General features: G+C 62.0%; 17 protein-coding genes. 9 read left to right on the top strand and 8 right to left on the bottom strand.

What is annotated here, in order from left to right; genetic code table 11:
* Window positions 1–5: 5 nt before the first annotated feature.
* Window positions 6–2,072 (bottom strand): carbon starvation CstA family protein, encoded by a 2,067-nt coding sequence (locus ACTJJN_RS12305; protein ID WP_004577217.1) that lies wholly within the window; start codon window positions 2,070–2,072, stop codon window positions 6–8.
* Between the two features lie 176 nt (window positions 2,073–2,248).
* On the opposite strand from ACTJJN_RS12305, the gene ACTJJN_RS12300 reads away from it, so the two are divergent.
* Together ACTJJN_RS12300 and ACTJJN_RS12295 are read left to right on the top strand one after the other, a co-directional pair.
* Complete coding sequence (locus tag ACTJJN_RS12300; RefSeq protein ID WP_003251630.1) at window positions 2,249–2,611, top strand: PilZ domain-containing protein; 363 nt, start codon at window positions 2,249–2,251, stop codon at window positions 2,609–2,611.
* A 263-nt stretch (window positions 2,612–2,874) separates the two neighbouring features.
* Entirely contained in the window at window positions 2,875–4,392 is a 1,518-nt protein-coding gene (locus tag ACTJJN_RS12295; protein WP_012053706.1) for a nucleobase:cation symporter-2 family protein, read from the top strand.
* Window positions 4,393–4,427: 35 nt separating this feature from the next.
* Here ACTJJN_RS12295 and radA read toward each other — a convergent pair whose 3' ends face one another.
* Complete coding sequence (radA, locus tag ACTJJN_RS12290) at window positions 4,428–5,798, bottom strand: DNA repair protein RadA (protein ID WP_003251626.1); 1,371 nt, start codon at window positions 5,796–5,798, stop codon at window positions 4,428–4,430.
* 176 nt (window positions 5,799–5,974) lie between these two features.
* Here radA and mscL point away from each other — a divergent pair, with 176 nt between their 5' ends.
* Entirely contained in the window at window positions 5,975–6,394 is a 420-nt protein-coding gene (gene mscL, locus ACTJJN_RS12285) for a large-conductance mechanosensitive channel protein MscL (RefSeq protein ID WP_003251622.1), read from the top strand.
* 276 nt (window positions 6,395–6,670) lie between these two features.
* On the opposite strand, the gene ACTJJN_RS12280 is transcribed toward mscL, so the two are convergent.
* A complete protein-coding gene (locus tag ACTJJN_RS12280) occupies window positions 6,671–7,447 on the bottom strand; it encodes a ferredoxin--NADP reductase (protein ID WP_003251619.1) in 777 nt (258 codons plus the stop codon).
* Between the two features lie 215 nt (window positions 7,448–7,662).
* Here ACTJJN_RS12280 and ACTJJN_RS12275 point away from each other — a divergent pair, with 215 nt between their 5' ends.
* Window positions 7,663–8,370: an autoinducer binding domain-containing protein gene (locus ACTJJN_RS12275; RefSeq protein ID WP_012053708.1), complete on the top strand. Its 708-nt coding sequence runs from the start codon at window positions 7,663–7,665 to the stop codon at window positions 8,368–8,370.
* A gap of 96 nt (window positions 8,371–8,466) precedes the next feature.
* Window positions 8,467–9,591 carry a methyltransferase gene (locus tag ACTJJN_RS12270; protein ID WP_012053709.1) on the top strand — a complete coding sequence of 375 codons (1,125 nt, stop codon included), beginning with the start codon at window positions 8,467–8,469 and terminating at the stop codon, window positions 9,589–9,591.
* Window positions 9,592–9,652: 61 nt separating this feature from the next.
* Here ACTJJN_RS12270 and ACTJJN_RS12265 read toward each other — a convergent pair whose 3' ends face one another.
* Genes ACTJJN_RS12265 through ACTJJN_RS12255 form a run of 3 tightly spaced genes read right to left on the bottom strand, consistent with a single transcriptional unit; the run spans window position 9,653 to window position 12,265 of the window.
* The gene (locus tag ACTJJN_RS12265) at window positions 9,653–9,808 is read right to left on the bottom strand and encodes a DUF2474 domain-containing protein (RefSeq protein WP_003251614.1); all 156 of its coding nucleotides are present in this window, start codon (window positions 9,806–9,808) and stop codon (window positions 9,653–9,655) included.
* Window positions 9,809–9,817: 9 nt separating this feature from the next.
* Window positions 9,818–10,825: a cytochrome d ubiquinol oxidase subunit II gene (cydB, locus tag ACTJJN_RS12260; RefSeq protein ID WP_003251612.1), complete on the bottom strand. Its 1,008-nt coding sequence runs from the start codon at window positions 10,823–10,825 to the stop codon at window positions 9,818–9,820.
* Window positions 10,826–10,828: 3 nt separating this feature from the next.
* Window positions 10,829–12,265 (bottom strand): cytochrome ubiquinol oxidase subunit I, encoded by a 1,437-nt coding sequence (locus ACTJJN_RS12255; RefSeq protein ID WP_440781291.1) that lies wholly within the window; start codon window positions 12,263–12,265, stop codon window positions 10,829–10,831.
* A 343-nt stretch (window positions 12,266–12,608) separates the two neighbouring features.
* Here ACTJJN_RS12255 and ACTJJN_RS12250 point away from each other — a divergent pair, with 343 nt between their 5' ends.
* The 3 genes from ACTJJN_RS12250 to trmA all read left to right on the top strand — a co-directional run bounded on the left by ACTJJN_RS12250 (window position 12,609) and on the right by trmA (window position 16,436).
* Window positions 12,609–13,829 carry an MFS transporter gene (locus ACTJJN_RS12250; protein ID WP_003251608.1) on the top strand — a complete coding sequence of 407 codons (1,221 nt, stop codon included), beginning with the start codon at window positions 12,609–12,611 and terminating at the stop codon, window positions 13,827–13,829.
* 229 nt (window positions 13,830–14,058) lie between these two features.
* A complete protein-coding gene (locus ACTJJN_RS12245) occupies window positions 14,059–15,354 on the top strand; it encodes an NCS2 family permease (protein WP_003251606.1) in 1,296 nt (431 codons plus the stop codon).
* The gene (gene trmA / locus ACTJJN_RS12240; RefSeq protein ID WP_012053711.1) at window positions 15,351–16,436 is read left to right on the top strand and encodes a tRNA (uridine(54)-C5)-methyltransferase TrmA; all 1,086 of its coding nucleotides are present in this window, start codon (window positions 15,351–15,353) and stop codon (window positions 16,434–16,436) included. Before ACTJJN_RS12245 ends, trmA begins: the two co-directional genes overlap by 4 nt.
* A gap of 187 nt (window positions 16,437–16,623) precedes the next feature.
* Here the strand turns inward: trmA and pcaG are convergent, their stop codons facing one another.
* Window positions 16,624–17,229, bottom strand: coding sequence for a protocatechuate 3,4-dioxygenase subunit alpha (pcaG, locus tag ACTJJN_RS12235; protein ID WP_440781289.1), 606 nt, complete (start codon window positions 17,227–17,229; stop codon window positions 16,624–16,626).
* A 10-nt stretch (window positions 17,230–17,239) separates the two neighbouring features.
* The gene (gene pcaH, locus ACTJJN_RS12230) at window positions 17,240–17,959 is read right to left on the bottom strand and encodes a protocatechuate 3,4-dioxygenase subunit beta (RefSeq protein ID WP_003251597.1); all 720 of its coding nucleotides are present in this window, start codon (window positions 17,957–17,959) and stop codon (window positions 17,240–17,242) included.
* Between the two features lie 199 nt (window positions 17,960–18,158).
* Between pcaH and ypfJ the strand changes: the two genes are divergently transcribed.
* A complete protein-coding gene (gene ypfJ / locus ACTJJN_RS12225; protein ID WP_192907676.1) occupies window positions 18,159–19,049 on the top strand; it encodes a KPN_02809 family neutral zinc metallopeptidase in 891 nt (296 codons plus the stop codon).
* Window positions 19,050–19,170: the final 121 nt, after the last annotated feature.

Raw genomic sequence — 19,170 nt, 5'->3', positions numbered from 1 at the left:
CTCGATTACGCGTCAGGCAACGCCTGGAACGGGGTTTCCTTGTCGCTGCGTTCTTTGCGGCCCAAGGCGGCGTAGCCGACCTTGATGGCGAAGAACAGGATGCTGAAGACCACCAGCAGGAACAAGATCGTCAGGCCCGCGTTGGTGTAGGCGTTGAAGATCACGTGCTGCATCTGCCCGATGTCCTTGGCCGGGGCCAGTACCTGGCCGGCGTCCAGCGCAGTGCTGTACTTCTTGGCCAGGGCCAGGAAGCCGACAGCCGGGTTGGGGTCGAACAGCTTGATCAGGCCTGCAGCCGTGGTGCAGATCAGCAGCCATACGGCCGGCAGCAGGGTGACCCAGATGTAGCGCTGACGCTTCATCTTGATCAGCACAACAGTACCGAGCATCAAGGCGATACCGGCCAGCATCTGGTTGGAGATACCAAACAGCGGCCACAGGGTGTTGATGCCACCCAGCGGGTCGATGACGCCCTGGTACAGCAGATAGCCCCAGAGTGCCACGCAGCCAGCAGTGGCAAGCAGGTTGGCCCCCCACGATTCAGTGCGTTTGAGTGCAGGCACGAAGCTGCCCAGCAGGTCCTGCAACATGAAGCGCCCGGCACGGGTACCAGCGTCTACCGCAGTGAGGATGAACAGCGCCTCGAACAGGATCGCGAAGTGGTACCAGAAGGCCATGGTGTTTTCACCTGGCAACACCTGGTGCAGGATCTGCGCGATACCGACCGCCAGGGTTGGCGCACCGCCGGCACGGGCCAGAATGGTGTGCTCGCCGATGTCACGGGCAACGGCTTCGAGCTGCTCGGGTGTAATCAGGAAGCCCCAACTGCTGACGGTCTGCGCCACCGACGCGACATCGGTACCGACCACTGCAGCCGGGCTGTTCATGGCGAAATACACGCCTGGCTCGATCACCGAGGCCGCAACCATGGCCATGATGGCGACGAACGATTCCATCAGCATGCCGCCGTAGCCGATATAGCGGGCGTTGGTTTCGTTATCCAGCAGCTTGGGGGTGGTCCCCGAGGAAATCAGCGCGTGGAAGCCGGACACCGCACCACAGGCAATGGTGATGAACAGGAACGGGAACAGGGTACCCTTCCACACCGGGCCCGTACCGTCGGTGAACTGGGTCAGCGCCGGCATTTTCAGCTCGGGAGCGATGATCAGGATACCGATGGCCAGGCCAAGGATCGTGCCGATCTTGAGGAAAGTCGACAGGTAGTCACGTGGCGCCAGCACCAGCCACACTGGCAGCACGGCGGCGACAAAACCGTAGCCCACCAGCATCCAGGTGATCTGCACGCCGGTGAACGTGAACGCCGGGCCCCACACCGGGTCCGCAGCGATCACGCCCCCCAGCCAGATCGAGGCCAGCAGCAGTACCACGCCAACCACCGAGATTTCGCCAATACGGCCCGGACGGATGTAGCGCATGTAGATGCCCATGAACATCGCGATCGGGATGGTCGCCATCACCGTGAACATGCCCCAAGGGCTTTCGGCCAGGGCCTTGACCACGATCAGTGCCAGCACCGCGAGGATGATGATCATGATCAGGAAGCAGCCAAACAGGGCGATGGTGCCCGGGATTCTGCCCATTTCCTCGCGCACCATGTCGCCCAGCGAGCGCCCATTGCGGCGGGTAGACAGGAACAGGACCATGAAGTCCTGCACCGCACCGGCCAGCACCACGCCGGCGATCAGCCACAGCGTGCCGGGCAGGTAGCCCATTTGCGCGGCGAGTACCGGCCCGACCAAGGGGCCCGCGCCGGCGATGGCAGCGAAGTGGTGACCGAAAAGAATGTGTTTGTTGGTCGGGACGTAGTCCAGGCCGTCGTTGTTGAGCACCGCAGGGGTGGCACGGCGCGGGTCGAGTTGCATCACCTTGGTGGCGATGAACAGGCTGTAGTAACGATAGGCGACCAGGTAGATGGCCACTGCCGCGACCACGATCCACAAGGCGTTGATCGCCTCGCCGCGACGCAGGGCAACCACACCCAGTGCGCAGGCGCCTATGACTGCCAGCGCCAGCCACGGAATATGGCGTAGCAGGCTATTATTGTTGTTCATGGTTAGCTTCCAGCTGGTGGATTGGAAAGACCGCCCACCGAGTCTAGGGCCAGTCAAGCGGCATTGCCACACTTGCTTCGTTCTAGAGCCTCTGCGGCCTGATTGCAGTACCTGATGCACATGCAACTCTAACTATAGTCAGGATGACACCTGATGACCTATCGAGGATCCAAGCCATGAGCGATCATGACGAACGCCGCCGCTTTCAACGCATCGACTTCGATGCCCCCATCGAGCTGCGCCAGGGGCTGAAACGCTGGCCTGCAAAACTGCTGGACCTTTCACTCAAAGGCTTGCTGATCGAACGCCCCGCAGGCTGGGATGCCGACCTGACTCAGGACTTCGACGCCATCATCGAGCTGAACGAGGATGCCCGTGTGCAGATGCAGGTCGAACTGCGCCACGAAGAACCGGACCGCCTGGGCTTCATCTGCCTGTACATCGACCTCGACTCGATGAGCCATTTGCACCGTCTTGTGGAATTGAACGTGGCTGACAGCACCGAAATGATGCGTGAGCTGCGTGAACTCATCGAATAATAAAATCTCTTAGCTAGCTAATAGCCTTCCCGCCTGGTGTTTCTTGTCTACCCAGACAGCTTTAAGCCTGGGTAGCGTTGCTTTGTACACACCCTTCTAATACAGCTTCTGCCAAGTTGGTACGCCTTCTGCATTGGGTTTTAACACACCCTGCGGCCGGATCTGTTCGCGCTCCGATCAAAATATTGTATACAATTCTTGTGGCAATCATTTGTAGGAAGTGTCTACAGTAGCGGCACAACAATAAACAGAGAGCCTGCTCCATGACTACGTCCCCTAGCACGTCTCCCGCCAAGCGACCCGAGGATGAAAACCTCGGTCTTGGTGCCAACCTGGCCTATGGTCTGCAGCATGTGCTGACCATGTATGGTGGGATCGTCGCAGTACCCCTGATCCTGGGGCAGGCCGCGGGCCTGAATGGTGCCGAAATCGGCATGCTGATCGCCGCATCGCTGTTCGCCGGTGGCCTTGCCACCCTGCTGCAGACCCTTGGCCTGCCGTTCTTCGGTTGCCAGTTGCCGCTTGTGCAAGGCGTGTCGTTCGCCGGTGTGGCGACCATGGGTGCGATCCTGAGCAGCGAGGGGGGCGGTGGCCTGCCAGGAGTGCTCGGCGCGGTCATGGCTGCGTCGCTGATCGGCTTTCTGATCACACCGGTGTTTTCGCGCATCACCAAGTTCTTCCCGCCGCTGGTGACCGGTATCGTCATCACCACCATCGGCCTGACCCTGATGCCGGTTGCTGCACGCTGGGTAATGGGTGGCAACAGCGCCTCGCCGGAGTTCGGCAGCGTGGCCAACATCGGCCTGGCCGGGCTGACCTTCGCCATCGTGCTGCTGCTGAGCAAGCTTGGCAGCGCAACCATCTCACGCCTGTCGATCCTGCTGGCCATGGTGGTCGGCACGCTGATCGCCTGGGCATTGGGCATGACCGATTTCAGCAAGGTCAGCGAAGGCCCGATGTTCGCCTTCCCCACACCTTTCCACTTTGGCATGCCGGAGTTCCACATCGCCGCGATCCTGTCGATGTGTATCGTGATCATGGTCACCCTGGTGGAAACGTCGGCCGATATCCTCGCCGTGGGTGAGATCATCGACACCAAGGTGGACTCCAAGCGCCTGGGCAACGGCCTGCGCGCCGACATGGCATCGAGCATCCTGGCGCCGATTTTCGGTTCGTTCACCCAGAGCGCGTTCGCCCAGAACGTTGGCCTGGTGGCCGTGACTGGGGTCAAGAGCCGCTACGTGGTGGCTACCGGCGGCGTGATTCTGGTGGTACTCGGCCTGCTGCCAGTCATGGGCCGGGTGATTGCCGCCGTGCCTACCCCGGTACTGGGCGGCGCCGGTATCGTGCTGTTCGGCACCGTGGCGGCCAGCGGTATCCGCACCCTGTCCAAGGTCAGCTACAAGAACAACGTCAACCTGATCATCGTCGCGGCCTCGCTGGGCTTCGGCATGATCCCGATTGCCGCGCCGACCTTCTACCACCACTTCCCGAACTGGTTCGAGACCATCTTCCACTCCGGCATCAGCTCGGCGGCGATCATGGCCATCCTGCTGAACCTGATCTTCAACCACTTCACCACCGGCAACTCGGAAAACCAGTCAGTGTTCGCTGCAGCCTACGAGCGGACCATCCAGTATTCGGACATTTCCGCGCTGCGTGATGGGGACTACTTCAAAGATGGCAAGCTGTTCGATGCCGAAGGTAACGAAGTGCCGATGCTGGAACTGGACGAGCATGGCAATGAAACGGTCAGGCGCACGGCCGTTGCCGAACACTGACTGATTGCAGGAGCGAGCTTGCTCGCTCCTGCACACTATTCGAACAATGCATCCAGCGCCTGCTCCAGGCGGGTAACGGCAATCACCTGCAAACCCGCAGGCGCTTCTTTCGGCGCATTGCCCTTGGGTACGATGGCACGCTTGAAGCCGTGCTTGGCCGCTTCCTTCAAGCGCTCCTGACCACTGGGCACCGGCCGTACCTCGCCCGACAAGCCAATCTCGCCAAACACCAGCAAACCGTGGGCCAGTGGCCGGTTACGCAAGCTGGACATCACCGCCGCCAGCAGCGCCAGGTCCGAAGCCGTTTCCAGCACCTTCACCCCGCCGACCACGTTGAGAAACACATCCTGGTCATGGGTCGGGATACCGCCATGGCGGTGGAGCACCGCCAACAACATGGCCAGGCGGTTCTGGTCCAGGCCCAAGGTTACCCGCCGCGGGTTGGCCAGATGGCTATCGTCGACCAGCGCCTGCACCTCGACCAGCATTGGCCGGGTACCCTCCCAGGTTGCCATCACCACGCTACCCGGCACCTCTTCCTGAGTACGGTTGAGGAAGATCGCCGACGGGTTGGATACCTCCTTGAGGCCACGATCGGTCATGCCGAACACGCCCAGCTCGTTGACCGCGCCAAAGCGGTTCTTGACCGCCCGCAGCAAGCGCAGCCGGCCATCGGACTCACCTTCGAAATACAGCACCGTGTCGACCATGTGCTCCAGCACCCTTGGGCCAGCCAGCGAGCCTTCCTTGGTCACGTGGCCGACCAGAAAAATTGCCGTACCGCTTTGCTTGGCATAGCGCACCAGCAACGCTGTGCTTTCGCGCACCTGGGCCACGCCGCCCGGGGCCGATTGCAACTGCTCGGTGAAAATGGTCTGGATCGAGTCGATCACCATTACCCGCGGCTTCTCGACCCGCGCCGTGGCAATGATCGTCTCGATGCAGGTTTCGGTCATCACCTTGAGCTGGTCCTGGGGTAGGCCCAGCCGCCGCGAGCGCATGGCCACCTGCTGCTGCGACTCCTCCCCCGTGACATACAGTGCCGGCATGCCCACGGCGATGTTGCACAAGGTCTGTAGCAAAATGGTCGACTTGCCGATGCCGGGGTCACCGCCAATCAGCACCACCGAGCCATCCACCAGGCCGCCACCCAGCACGCGGTCCAGTTCGGTGCTGCTGGTCGTGAAACGCGGGATTTCCTCGACACTGACTTCGGCCAGGGTCTTGATCTGCGCTTGCTGTCCTGTCCAGCCAGCGCGGCCGCTACTGGGTGCAGCAGCGCCGCCGCTTTCGATCATGGTTTCGACCAGGGTGTTCCAGGCCCCGCATTCGCCGCACTGGCCGGCCCATTTGGGGAAGGTCGCGCCGCATTCGGTGCAGCCATACAAGCGCTTGGCCTTGGCCATGGGTGGGGTCTCCTGGAAAAATTCGCCATGATAACTGAGCAGGACGTGTCTCGAACGCTTCGAGATGCGACAAAACTATTCGTTCTAACTGCAGTCTGTAGCCCTGAACACAACGCATGAAGCGTTTAAGTGGCTTACACTGCGTTAACCTCACCTTTTGTTACAAGGAACCAAACATGGGCGTGCTCAACGAGTTCAAGGCTTTCGCAGTCAAAGGCAATGTCGTCGACATGGCGGTCGGTATCATCATCGGCGCGGCCTTCGGCAAGATCGTCTCGTCCTTCGTCGGCGACGTGATCATGCCGCCACTGGGCCTGCTGATCGGCGGCGTGGACTTCAGCGACCTGGCCATTACCCTGAAGGCTGCCGAAGGTGACGTACCAGCGGTGGTGCTGGCGTATGGCAAGTTCATCCAGACCGTGATCGACTTCGTGATCGTGGCCTTTGCCATCTTCATGGGCGTGAAGGCGATCAACAAGCTCAAACGTGAAGAAGCCGTGGCGCCGACTACGCCGCCTGTGCCTTCGGCTGAAGAGACGCTGCTGACCGAAATCCGCGATTTGCTCAAGACGCAGAACCAGAACCGCTTGCCCTGAAATTGCCGGGGGCGCTGTAGGAGCGGGCATGCTGGCGAAGAATCCAGTGCGGTGGATAGCACCGGCTTCGCCGGTGTTCGCGGGTAAACCCGCTCCTACACGGCGGCCTGTGTCCAACCTCCGATGTGTGTCCACCACCAATCCGGTGTAGGAGCGGGTTTACCCGCGAATACGGTGGCGGCAGCAACGGTGAACGGCGGGTGGAGACTGGCCAGCAGGCCCGGCCCTTTCGCGGGTAAACCCGCGCCTACAGGCCCCGCAACGGCCGCAATGGACTTACCAGTAGTTCTCGACTGCCACCTGCCCCGGCCGCTTGCTCAGGCTCAATTGCAGATCGCGCGCCTTGAGGACCTTGCGGGTTTCGTCGATCATTTCCGGGTTGCCGCACAGCATCACACGAGAATGCTCCGGCGACAGTTCAAGCCCTGCCGCCCTCTCCAGCTCGCCATTCTCGATCAACGTGGTAATCCGCTGATTCAACGCCCCAGGGTGTTGTTCACGGGTCACCACGGGAATGAACTGCAACTTGCCCGCGTACTCGGCCAGATAATCGCGCTGTTCCAGCCCGGCAATTTCATCCACATAGGCCAGCTCCTTCGCTTCGCGCACTGAATACACCAGCTTGATGCTGTCAAAGCGCTCCCAGGCCTCGAAGTCCTGCAGGATCGACATGAATGGCGCAATGCCGGTACCGGTAGCCAGCAGCCACAGGTCACGACCACCGACGAAGCGGTCGAGGGTGAGAAAACCGAACGCCTGTCGGTCGATCAGCAATGTATCGCCTGCACCCAAACGGCTCAGCTCACTGGTGAACTCACCACCTGGCACCACGATGGAAAAGAAATCCAGGTGCTCGTCATGGGGGGCGCTGACCATGGAATAGGCGCGCCACACCACACTACCATCGGCCTTGGTCACACCTAGCCGGGCGAATTGGCCGGAACGGAAGCGGAACCCCGCATCGCGCGTAACCCGCAGGCTGAAGAGGTTCGGCGTCAGTGGCTGAACGTCAAGCAGTGTCTGGCGAGTGAACTTTTCGGCGCTAGCGGTCATATCGGGCTCCAAGGTTGGCGTGTGCACAGTGTCGCCTAAAGTGGCCAGGATAAAAACCACCGCTTTGTAGGGCCTCATCCAGGGTGATCGTGCCGAACTCGCAGAAAATCCTGTTCGCTATAACAAAAAAATCCCAACAGGATGGTAGGTCTTTTCCTACAATCATCCGGGTACTCAAACGGATTGGATCCTGTGCACCCGAAGGAGTGTTTCAGATGCTTCACTGGAAACCCGAGTATCTTCATGCGTTCGTCAGCGAACGCAGCCCGCAGAAGCTATTCGACATTGCAGTCCATCTGGCTCAGGACCTGGACATGGATTACCTTGGGCTGAACATCCGCATTCAGATCGCTACGCAAACGCCAAGGCTGTACCTCTACAGCAACTACCCAAGTGAGTGGATCGAACGCTACCAGCGCGACGACTTCTACAAGCAGGACCCGGCAGCGAACCTGAGTCACAGCTCGACGATGCCGGTGCTGTGGACCGATGACCTGTACAAGGAAGCTCCGCAATTTCGCGAAACGGCCTGCCAGCATGGCTTGCGCCACGGCTGGACACAGTCGCTTCACGATCAGCAGCACAACGAGAGCCAGATCAGTGTCGCTCGGCCAAACGGCCACATCGATATGCTCGAGCTGTACGACAAAGCCGGCAGTGTGCAGTGGCTGTGCCACACCCTTCACGCTGTACTGGGCGAGCACCACCTGAACGCCCTATGCCCACCCCAGCCGAAAATGAGCGAGCGTGAACTGGAAGTGCTGAAATGGTCTGCCGCCGGCAAGACCGCTGCCGATGTTGCCTCCATCCTCTCGCTGTCGCAAAGCACGGTCAATTTCCATATCCGCAGCGTGATCACCAAGACCAACGCAGCCAACAAGGCCGGAGCCATTGCCATTGCCGCCTTGCGTGGCTGGATCTGATCTTCGAACCTGCGACCTCGGGCAAAGCCCTGTAGAATCGCCCGGCAAAGCCCGGCGCGAACCGCAACGGGCAGTTTCGTACCCGAGCCAGACGCCATGCCCCTGTTGACCACCCCCTATGCCGAACTCGACCTGATCCGCCAGCCGGAGCAGGCCAACGACCCGTTGCAGGCCTTCGATGCCGCCGACGAGTACCTGCTTGCGCAGCTACACGATCAGGCACCCGACGCCAATTGCCGGGTACTGGTGCTCAATGACAGCTTCGGTGCCCTGGCCGCCAGCCTGGCGGGCCAGTTGCAGGTGGTCAGCAGCGGTGACTCGCACCTGGGGCACCTGGCCCTGGAAAAGAACCTGGCGCGCAATGGCCTGCCGTTCGACAGTGTGCCGTTCGTACCGGCCAGCGAACACTGGCAAGGCCCGTTCGACCGGGTGCTGGTGCGTGTACCCAAGACCCTGGCCCTGCTGGAAGAACAACTGATCCGCCTGCAAGGCCAGTTGGCACCCGGTGCGCAGGTGATTGCCGGGGCGATGATCAAGCACCTGCCGCGGGCGGCCGGCGACCTGATGGAAAAGTACATCGGCCCCGTACAGGCTTCGCTGGCCCTGAAAAAGGCCCGTTTGCTGACAGCAACGGTTGCCGAGCGGCCGCTCGCCAAGTCCCCCTACCCCAGCTGCTACCGCCTCGACGTGCCGGCACTTGACTTGATCAACCACGCCAACGTGTTCTGCCGTGAAGGCCTGGATATCGGGACGCGGGCGTTCCTCCCGCATCTACCACGCGACCTCGGCCGTGCGCGGGTGGCAGACCTGGGCTGCGGCAACGGCGTGCTCGCAATCGCCAGCGCCCTGGCCAATCCGGAGGCCGAGTACACCCTGGTCGACGAGTCGTACATGGCAGTGCAATCGGCGCAGGAGAACTGGCTGGCAGCGTTGGGCGAGCGCCCGGCGACCTTCTTCGCGGCCGATGGCCTGGCCGGGCTGGAGAAGCAGTCGCTGGATGTGGTGCTGTGCAACCCGCCGTTCCATCAACAGCAGGTAGTGGGCGATTTCCTCGCCTGGCGCATGTTCCAGCAGGCGCGTGAAGCGCTGGTGGTAGGTGGGGCGCTGTACATCGTGGGTAACCGGCACCTGGGCTATCACAGCAAGCTGGCGCGGTTGTTCCGGGGAGTGGAGCAGGTGGCGGCAACGCCCAAGTTCGTCATTCTGAAAGCCCGCAAGTAAGCGCGCCACCGCACCCGTAGGAGCGGGCTTGCCCGCGAACACCNCCCGCTGCCGCTCTTTATCAATGTGTGGTCAGCCCCGCCGCCCCCATGAACAGCCGCATCACCCAGGCCGCCACACCCAGCGCTGCGACGCTCATTGCCCAGATCAGCAACAGCCAACCCAGTCGCTGCCACAGCGGTTTCTTGTCTTCCAAACCATGTTTGCCAGCCATCATGCGGCCCTCCTAGTGGTAGCCGTCTTCGTGGGTGACCTTGCCGCGGAACACATAGTAGCTCCAGAAGGTATACATCAGGATAAACGGCAGGATGAACAGGGTACCCACCAGCATGAAGCCCTGGCTTTGCGGTGGCGCTGCGGCATCCCAGATCGAAATCGACGGCGGGATGATGTTAGGCCACAGGCTGATTCCCAAGCCGCTGTAGCCAAGGAAGATCAGTACCAGCGTGAGCAGGAACGGCGTGTAGTGCGCGTTGCGTGCCACCGCTTTGAGCAACCCGTAGAAGGTCACCAGCACCAGCAGCGGTACCGGCATGAACCAGATCAGGTTGGGCATGCTGAACCAGCGGTCGGCAATCTGCGGGTAGGCGATGGGCGTCCACAGGCTGACGATACCGATCACCACCAGCAGCACCAGCGCCAGCGGCCGGGCCATATCGTGCATCTTCTGCTGCAACGGCCCTTCGGTCTTCATGATCAGCCAGGTGCAACCCAGCAAGGTGTAGGCCACGATCAACCCCAGCCCGCAGAACAGGCTGAATGGGGTCAGCCAGTCCAGGGTGCCACCGGCAAAATGCCGGTCGACCACCTTGAACCCCTCCAGGAACGCGCCCAGCGCCACACCCTGGAAGAAGGTGGCGATCAGCGAACCCCAGATAAAAGCCTTGTCCCAGATGTGCCGCTTGTCGGCCTTGGCCTTGAAGCGGAACTCGAAGGCCACGCCTCGAAAAATCAGGCCGATCAGCATCAGGATCAGGGGCAGGTACAGGGCCTCGAGGACCACGGCATACGCCATCGGGAAGGCACCGAACAGTCCGGCACCGCCCAGGATCAACCAGGTTTCGTTGCCGTCCCATACCGGCGCGACAGTGTTCATCATGACATCACGGTCCTGCTCGCCCTTGACGAAGGGGAAGAGCATGCCGATCCCCAGGTCGAATCCGTCCATCACCACGTACATCATGACGCCGAAGATGATGATCACGGCCCAGATCAGTGGAAGGTCGATACCCATGGTTCAGTTCCCCTCGTTCAGGCTGGCAGAGGTGGCCTCGCGGCCATCATCGGCGGCGGACAAAGGCCGTGCCGGCGTGCGTTTCTGGCCTGGGCCTCCCGGTGTGTGCTCGTCACCCTCGCCGGTCTGCGGCCCTTTGCGTACCAGGCGCATCATGTAGCCAAGGCCGGTGCCAAACAGGGCGAAGTACACCACCACGAACGCCACAAGGGTGAAGCCGAGCTGGGCGTAGCTGTGGTTGGAAACACCGTCCGCCGTGCGCATCAGGCCGTACACCACCCAGGGCTGGCGGCCAATTTCGGTGGTGAACCAGCCGGCCAGCAGCGCGACCAGCCCGGATGGGCCCATCCACAGGGCCACATGCAGGAACGGGCGTGAACTGTACAGCGTGCCGCGTTTGCGCAACCACAGGCTCCACAGGCCAACGAAGATCATCAGGAAACCAAGCCCGACCATGATCCGGAACGACCAGAACACAATGGTCGAATTAGGCCGGTCCTCGGGTGGGAACTCCTTCATCGCCGGCACCTGCTGGTCCAGGCTGTGAGTCAGGATCAGGCTGCCGAGCGCCGGGATCTCGATCTTGAACCGGGTAGTCTCGGCCTCCATGTCGGGAATGCCGAACAGGATCAGCGGCGTCGGCTCACCGGGCACGTTCTCCCAATGGCCTTCGATCGCGGCAATTTTCACCGGCTGGTGCTTGAGGGTATTGAGGCCGTGGAAATCGCCGATCACTGCCTGAATCGGGGCGACGATCAGTGCCATCCACATGGCCATCGACAGCATCTTGCGCACGGCCGGGTTGTCACGCCCGCGCAGCAGGTGCCAGGCCGCCGAGGCACCGACGAAGAACGCGGTGGACACGAACGCGGCAGTGGCCATGTGCATCAGGCGGTAGGGGAAGGAGGGGTTGAACACCACCGCAAACCAGTCCACCGGCACCACCCGACCATCGATGATCTCGTGACCTTGCGGGGTTTGCATCCAGCTGTTCGAGGCGAGAATCCAGAAGGTCGAGACCAGCGTACCGAGCGCTACCATCACCGTGGAGAAGAAGTGCAGACCACGGCCGACGCGGTTCCAGCCAAACAGCATGACGCCCAGGAAGCCGGCTTCGAGGAAGAACGCAGTCAGTACTTCGTAGGTGAGCAGCGGGCCGGTGACGGCGCCGGCAAAGTCGGAGAAGCGGCTCCAGTTGGTGCCGAACTGGTAGGCCATGACCAGGCCGGAGACGACGCCCATGCCGAAGTTGACGGCGAAGATCTTTGACCAGAAGTGATAGAGGTCACGGTAGACCTGGTTGTGGGTCCGCAGCCATAGGCCTTCGAGGACTGCCAGGTAGCTGGCCAAGCCAATGGTGATGGCCGGGAACAGGATGTGGAACGACACGGTAAAGGCAAACTGCATTCGGGCGAGCTCTAAGGCATCTATTCCGAACATGGTGCTTCCTCTTCAGATAATCCGGCGGCCGGGCTTGTGGCCCCGTCGCCCACTGCCCCCACTGGGTCGAGTACGGCGTGTTTGAATTGTTCTGTTCGATCGCAGGGATTCCGGCCAGACGGCCATTTCATTGATCTGGAACGATTGACCCAGATCAATTAATGCTAGGAAGCATAGTCCCGAATGGCCCGGTGGGCCGTGTGGTGGATTGCCGCGTGACCTGTTGCCTCACCCTCTTTAATTAACAGTGGAAAAGTGCCGACCCGAGCAAACAGTAACCGTTTGTTACAAACAGGTGATACGCTGCGCACCCCCTCTACTGCGCCGAGGCCCCTGGTTTCCGATGTCCGATTCCGCACCGCAGTTGTTGCGTCACCATCGTCCTTTTTTGGCCTTCTGGCTGGCCCGCGTGTTCACCGCCAGCGGCTTCCAGATGCTCACCGTGGCCATCGGCTGGCACCTCTACCAATTGACCGGCAACGTCCTGGACCTGGGCCTGGTCGGCCTGGTCGAGTTCGCCCCACGGGTGCTGTTCATGCTGCACACCGGCCATGTCGCCGACCGCTATGACAGGCGCAAGGTCGCCGCCCTGTGCCAAAGCCTTCAGGGGCTGATTGCCCTGGCGCTGGCAGTGGGCAGTGCCACCGACAACGTCACCCGCGAACTGATCTTTGCCCTGGCCTTCCTGCTCGGCGCCACCCGCTCATTCGAAATGCCGGCAACCCAGGCGCTGCTGCCCAACGTGGTACCGGCCGGGCTGTTCCCGCGGGCAGTGGCGGCGTCGGCCTCGGCCACCCAGTCGGCGACCATCGTGGCGCCGGCGGTGGGCGGCTTTCTGTATGCCTTTGGCAGCATGTGGGTGTATGGCCCGACGGTGGCCCTGTACGCCATTGCCTGCGTGCTGACCCTGAGCCTGCAGGCGCACGGCCAGGTCGCCCAGCGCGGACGCGCCAGCATCGAATCGCTGCTGGCTGGCATCCGTTTCATTCGCAGCCGGCCCGACATCCTCGGCGCCATCTCGCTGGACCTGTTCGCCGTATTGTTGGGCGGGGCCACCGCGTTGCTGCCGGTATTTGCCAAAGACATCCTGCTGACCGGTCCGATGGGGCTCGGCCTGTTGCGCTCGGCGCCAGCGGTGGGGGCGTTGCTGATGTCGCTCTGGCTGGCGCGCTTCCCGTTCCAGCGCAACGTCGGGCGGACGATGTTCACTGCGGTCGGCGTGTTCGGCGTGGCGACCATCGCCTTCGGCCTGTCGACCTCGTTCTGGTTCTCGCTGGCGGTACTGGTGGTACTGGGTGCGGCAGACATGATCAGCATGGTCATTCGCAGCTCGTTCGTGCAGCTGGAGACACCGGATGAAATGCGTGGGCGGGTGAGCGCAGTGAACGGCTTGTTCATCGGTGCCTCGAACCAGCTCGGTGAGTTCGAATCGGGGGTGACCGCGCACTGGTTTGGTACAGTGCCGGCGGTGGTGCTGGGCGGGGTGGGCACCTTGGTGGTGACCGGGGTGTGGATAAAACTGTTCCCTACCCTGGCCAAGCGGGATCGGTTGCATAACGGGTGATGCATCACCCGTGCCGGCCTGTTCGCGGGCAAGCCCGCGCCTGCAGGGGACGTTACCCGCGCAGGGCCAGAAAAACCCATTCCCCAACGGCCATAGGCCCCCGCCATGCATGCTGGTATCATGCGCGGCTTTTTTCCTCCCTACACAAAACCACAGCATCCGGTACGGTCTGTGCTTTGCTGATGGGGTCGATACATTCATGGCGCCGGGGGCGCCTTGGGGAGCGGGCATGCTGGAAAGGCTGTTTCAACTAAGAGCACACAACACCAACGTGCGCACCGAGATTCTCGCGGGCGTCACCACCTTCCTGGCCATGGCCTACATCCTGTTCGTCAACCCGAGCATCCTCGGCGAGACCGGCATGGACAAGGGCGCGATCTTTGTCGCCACCTGCCTGGCAGCGGCCATCGGCTCCGCCACCATGGGCCTGATTGCCAACTACCCGATCGCCCTGGCACCGGGCATGGGCCTGAACGCGTTCTTCACCTACACCGTGGTGCTGCACATGGGCCACACCTGGCAGGTGGCACTGGGTGCCGTGTTCCTGTCGGCGGTGATGTTCTTCCTGCTGTCGATCTTCCGCATCCGCGAGTGGATCGTGAACAGCATCCCGCTGCCGCTGCGTTCGGCGATTGCCGCCGGTATCGGCCTGTTCCTGGCACTGATCGCCCTGCATAACGCCGGCATCGTCGTCGATAACCCAGCCACTTTGGTGGGCATGGGCGACCTCAAGCAGCCTTCAGTGATTCTCGCCACACTGGGCTTCTTCCTGATCGTCGGCCTTGAGTCGCTGAAAGTGCGCGGCGCGGTGCTGATCGGTATCCTGGCCGTCACCGTCGCGTCGATCGCCATGGGCGTCACGCCGTTCGGCGGGATCGTGTCGATGCCACCTTCGCTGGCACCCACCTTCCTGCAGCTGGACATCGCCGGTGCCCTCGATGTGGGCCTGATCAGCGTGATTTTCGCGTTCCTGTTCGTCGACCTGTTCGACAATTCCGGCACCCTGATCGCCGTGGCCAAGCGCGCCGGCCTGATGGGCAAGGACGGCCACATGCCGAAGATGGGCCGCGCCCTTATCGCCGACAGCACCGCCGCCATGGCCGGCTCCCTGCTGGGCACCTCGACCACCACCAGCTATATCGAGTCCGCTGCGGGTGTGAGCGCCGGTGGCCGCACCGGCCTGACGGCCATCGTGGTTGCCGTGCTGTTCCTGCTGGCGCTGTTCTTCGCCCCCCTGGCCGGCAGCGTGCCGGCGTTCGCCACCGCTCCGGCGCTGCTGTTCGTCGCGGTGCTGATGGCCTCGGGCCTGGCGGAAATAAACTGGGACGACGTCACCGAAGCCGCACCGGTGGTGGTAACTGCCTTGGCCATGCCGCTGACGTACTCGATCGCCAATGGTATCGCCTTCGGCTTCATCGCCTGGACCGCCGTCAAACTGATTTCCGGCCGCCGTCGCGACCTGAACCCGGCCCTGGTGATCCTTTCCATCCTGTTCGTCATCAAGCTAGGCTGGTTCAACGCATGAGTGCTGCTTTCGACCCCTCCTCCTACGCCACCCAACTGGACGCCAAGGTGGCCCGGCTGCGCGAGCTGCTGGCGCCATTCGGCGCGCCGGAACCGGCTGTTTTCGACTCACCGCGCGAGCATTACCGCCTGCGCGCCGAGTTCCGTCTGTGGCGCGAGGATGGCCAGCGCCACTACGCCATGTTCGCCCCAGGCGAGAAGCACAAAGCAATCCTGATCGACGATTTCCCCATTGCCAGCGAACGCATCAACGCGTTGATGCCACGCCTGAAGGCAGCCTGGCAGGCCAGCGAAGAACTGGGCAACCGCCTGTTCCAGGTGGAGTTCCTCACCACCCTGGCTGGCGATGCGATGATCACGATGTGCTATCACCGCCCGCTGGACGAGGCCTGGGAAGTGGAAGCACGGCAACTGGCTGAAGCGCTGGGGGTGAGCGTCATCGGCCGTTCCAAGGGCAAGCGCCTGGTTATCGGCCGCGACTACGCGGTGGAAAAACTCGATGTGGCTGGCCGCGTGTTCAGTTACCGCCAGCCGGAGGGTGCGTTCACTCAGCCCAACGGCGCAGTGAACCAGAAGATGCTCAGCTGGGCCTTCGAGGCCATGGGCGATCGTGAGGATGACTTGCTGGAATTGTATTGCGGCAACGGCAACTTCACCCTGCCGCTGGCCACGCGTGTACGCCAGGTGCTGGCCACCGAAATCAGCAAGACGTCGGTCAATGCCGCACTGAGCAACCTTGACGAAAACGCTGTGGATAACGTGCGGCTGGTACGCTTGTCGGCAGAGGAGCTGACCCAGGCACTGAATGAGGTGCGGCCGTTCCGTCGCCTGGAAGGCATCGACCTGAAGAGTTATCAGTTCGGTACCGTGTTCGTCGACCCACCGCGGGCAGGGATGGACCCGGATACCTGCGAGCTGACCCGGCGTTTCGAACGCATCCTGTACATCTCGTGCAACCCGGAAACGCTGGCAGCGAACATCGCCCAGTTGCAGGACACCCACCGCATCGAGCGCTGTGCATTGTTTGACCAGTTCCCGTATACCCACCATATGGAGAGTGGGGTTCTGCTGGTTCGGCGCTGATCGTTGTATTGCCGGGGCTGCTTTGCAGCCCATTCGCGGGCAAGCCCGCTCCTACATTGATCGGCGTACAGCCCGTTGCTCAGCGTACAGCCGATTGCTCGGTGCACAGCCATTGCTCGGCGTACGCAGATCGTTGTAGGAGCGGGCTTGCCCGCGAATGGGCCGCAGAGCGGCCCCAAGCGTCACCTCAGAAGTCGAAGAAAACGGTCTCCCCTTCCCCCTGAATACGGATATCAAAGCGGTACGCCGTCTTCCCATCCACTTCGCAACGCTTGGCAATCAAGGTTTCACGCCGCTGCGGCTGCTCGATCAGGTTGAGCACCGGGCACTTGGCATTGGCCTGGGCCTCATCATCGAAATACAGGCGCGTGTGCAGGTGGATGTTGATGCCACGAGCAAACAGGCTGATGTTGATGTGCGGCGCCATCGGCACGTCCGCAGCGTTGTTCACCACACCCGGCTTGACCGTGTGCAGCGTCCACTCACCGGCATCGAAGGTCGTGGCGGTGCGGCCGAAGCTGTTGAAGGCGTTTTCCAGGTTGTAGGCATCCTGGTACTCGCCGTTAGCGTCGGCCTGCCACACTTCCAGGAACGAGTCGCGCACCAGGTGGCCGTTACCGTCATACACCTGGCCGAGCAGCAGAATGTGCTCGCCTGGTGCGTCTGGCTTGGCCAGGCGGTTCCAGATTTCCTGATCGCGGGTCGGGTTGCCGGCCGCTTCCAGGGCCAGGCCGATGTGCACATAGGGGCCGGCAGTCTGCGAAGGGGTTTCCGGCAGCAGTTCGATTGGCATGGCGGGGTCCTCAGCAGTTTTCGAAGTGGGTCTTGCGCTGGCCGCGCAGCACGATGTCGAAGCGGTAGGCCAGGCAGTCCATCGGGTTGGCGTTGCTCATGTCGAGCTTGGCGATCAACTGCTGCACGGCTTGCGGGTTGGCGATCGACTTGACGATCGGGCACATAGGGATCAGCGGGTCACCTTCGAAGTACAGCTGGGTGATCAACTTGGTGGCGATCGATGGGCCGCTGATGGCGAAGTGGATATGCGCCGGGCGCCAGTCGTTCGGGCCGTTGCGCCATGGGTACGGGCCCGGCTTGATGGTGCGGAAGCTGTAGTAGCCGTCACGGTCGGTCAGGCACCGGCCAACACCACCGAAGTTCGGGTCCAGCGGCGCCAGGTAGCGGTCGTTCTTGTGGCGATAGCGGCCGCCGGCGTTGGCTTGCCACATCTCCACCAAGGTGTTCGGCACAGGCTTGCCGTACTGGTCGACGACACGGCCGGCAACGATGATGCGCTCGCCGATTGGCAGGCCACCGTTATTGAAGTTCAGCAGCAGGTCATGGTCATGGGCGCCGAAGCCCAGGTGGGAAAAATCCGGACCAGTGGTTTCGCTGATCGACTGCGGAATACTGACCAGTGCCTGGCGCGGCGAGCGGGCAATGGACGTCTTGTAGTCAGGCGTAAGGGCTTTGGGGTGCCAGTTGCGATCACGGATCACGAAGCGGCTGTTGTCCTGGGCGGGCATGCCGGTTTCCTCTCTTGGAATTATGAGAACGCCTGAGTGTGGCAGGCGGACTTACAGTTTCCGGCAGGTCGCGGGCGATGAACATTGAAATCGACCCCTTGATACATAACCAAATGGTTATGGATAAACACCTCGGCCTGACAGGTTCCACCTTCGTGAACTAATCTTTGTCTTCTTGTTTCACGCTCGGAGAGCATTCATGGAATGGCGAAAAGGCCGACGCAGCGACAACGTGGTCGATGCCCGAGGCGAAGGTGGCGGCGGCGGCATGCGTTTCGGCGGCGGCAAGGGGCTGGGGCTTGGGGCAATCCTGCTGATCGTCGGCATCGGCTGGCTCACCGGGCAGGACCCGTTGCAGATTCTTGGCCAGCTTGCCGGGCAGATGGAGCAGCAACAACAGCAGACAGCGCCCAGTGGTGCGGGCGGCAAGGCGCCACCGGCCAACGACCAGCAAGCCGAGTTCGTCGCCTCGGTTCTGGGTGACACCGAAGACACCTGGAAAGCCCTGTTCGCCGAGGCCGGCAAACAATACCGTGACCCCAAACTGGTCCTGTTCAGCGGCCAGGTCAATTCGGCCTGCGGATTTGCCTCGGCAGCGGTTGGGCCGTTCTATTGCCCGGCGGACCAGCGGGTGTACCTGGACATGTCGTTCTTCCGTGAAATGGAAACCCGCTTCGCTGCAGCTGGCGACTTCGCCCAGGCCTACGTGATCGCCCATGAAATCGGTCACCATGTGCAGACACTGCTGGGCGTTTCGGCCAAGGTCGACGCCGCACGACGCGCCGGCCAGCGCATGGAGGGCGACAACGGCCTGTTGGTGCGCCAGGAGTTGCAGGCCGACTGTCTGGCCGGGGTATGGGCCTACCAGGCGCAGAAACGCCTGAACTGGCTGGAGCCAGGCGATGTCGAGGAAGCGCTGAATGCGGCCAATGCAATCGGCGACGACCGCCTGCAGCAGCAAAGCCGCGGGCGCGTAGTGCCAGACTCGTTCACCCACGGTACCTCGGCGCAGCGGATGCGCTGGTTCAAGGCCGGGTTTGCCGAAGGTGAAGTGAACCGCTGCGACACCTTCAGTGCACGCACTCTCTGATACCCGGTGCAACAGGGACCGCGTGAGACCGCTTGCTGACATTTTGCTGAAAAAGCGTTTCAGCTTCCCCAATCATGGCCGATAACCCCTGCACGAATCAGCGGGCATCCAGAACAACAAC

Origin of the sequence: Pseudomonas sp. 22515 (genome assembly GCF_052044625.1) — a bacterium.
GTDB classification, from domain to species: Bacteria; Pseudomonadota; Gammaproteobacteria; order Pseudomonadales; family Pseudomonadaceae; genus Aquipseudomonas; species Aquipseudomonas alloputida.
Note: the sequence above shows the minus strand (reverse complement) of the source record. Positions and strands in the feature narration are given on the sequence as shown.